Raw genomic sequence first — 1,163 nt, 5'->3', positions numbered from 1 at the left:
AAATGTATCTTTTTTAATGTTTAGTATATGGCCACTAATATTAACTGTTTTGTTATTTACCCATTTAACTTTGGCGGTTTCTTGAGGATAATTCCAATAGATATTTTTCCTTTTATTAAAAATCTTCTTTGTATAAGTCACTTCTCCTCTAATAGCAAAAGGTGTAGTCGCTCCACCACTTGAACGATAAATCTTCACTATGTAATCGCCGTTAGGGGATGCACTTTGAGAAATATATTCTCCCTTTGGAGCAAATTGTAGATAGCTAGGAGCAAAAAGAAACCACCAAATGAATCCTATAACTATAAAAGCGCTTAATGCACCTAAACACACTATATATCGTTTTTTCAATTTTTAACTCCTATCTAGACATACTAAATTATAGTTCTATTCTTATCTGATTATATATCAGAATTGAGTTGAAAAAGCAGGAATATAGTACACAGATCTAGTTACCATAAACAGTCTTCTAGGTACTAAAAGGGCCTTATATAGAGATATAAGACCTTTTTTAATATTTTTTATTACAGTTTATTAATCACAATCGATAATTTGTAGTTAATGTGCTTGTTTAAGTCCGTCAAAAATTGATCTAATACGTCATTAGACGGAAATTTGCATTCAAGTAAGTAACAACCATCTCCACTAATTTTATAATTATTTAATAGATAGTTCTCTTGTGTTTCTATAAACGAGAGAAAAGGTTGATGAGATGTGCTTTTTGTATAGATATTAATCCAAGCATGTATAAAACATCCTAATTCCTTTTGATTCACTTGAATCGTATATCCTTCAATCACTCCACTGTCTTCTAACTTTGCCACTCTAGATGCAGCTGCTTGACCAGTTAAATGGACTTTCTCTCCCAACTCTTTCATCGTGATTCGACTATTTTTCGATAGTTCATTTAAGATACTGATATCCGTATTATCTAACATATATTTAAATCCTTTCATTTCTCAAGTCTAACCACCAAAAGACTTGATTTTATCTATGTATTCGTCAATGGTTCATATTATAAACTAGACGTACATTAAATAAAAGGAGAGATAAATATGCAAATTAAACAAATCCGAAATGCCACAATCGTAGTCGAATATGCTGGAAAAAAGTTCTTAATAGATCCTATGTTGGCAGAGAAAGGTACGTACCCACCTTTCCCT

The 1,163-nt window shown here is 31.4% G+C and carries 2 protein-coding genes and 1 pseudogene; 1 reads left to right on the top strand and 2 read right to left on the bottom strand.

Going from position 1 to position 1,163, the window contains the following annotated elements; genetic code table 11:
* Both AC1DRF_RS28860 and AC1DRF_RS28855 read right to left on the bottom strand, forming a co-directional pair.
* A partial coding sequence (locus AC1DRF_RS28860; protein ID WP_477742419.1) for a DUF5412 family protein occupies positions 1–351 on the bottom strand: 351 nt, incomplete at its 3' end.
* A gap of 173 nt (positions 352–524) precedes the next feature.
* Positions 525–938 (bottom strand): Lrp/AsnC family transcriptional regulator, encoded by a 414-nt coding sequence (locus tag AC1DRF_RS28855; RefSeq protein ID WP_427077314.1) that lies wholly within the window; start codon positions 936–938, stop codon positions 525–527.
* A gap of 117 nt (positions 939–1,055) precedes the next feature.
* Between AC1DRF_RS28855 and AC1DRF_RS28850 the strand changes: the two are divergent.
* Positions 1,056–1,163, top strand: a pseudogene (locus AC1DRF_RS28850) (MBL fold metallo-hydrolase); the annotation flags it as partial.

The organism is Priestia sp. P5_B4, assembly GCF_056400385.1.
The sequence above is the reverse complement of the archived record's forward strand: the minus strand, read 5'-3'. Positions and strand labels throughout refer to the sequence as shown.

Bases quoted from the DNA above. Each gene is read 5' to 3' on its own strand.
- AC1DRF_RS28855 (WP_427077314.1), bottom strand. From the start codon at position 938: ATGTTAGATAATACGGATATCAGTATCTTAAATGAACTATCGAAAAAT.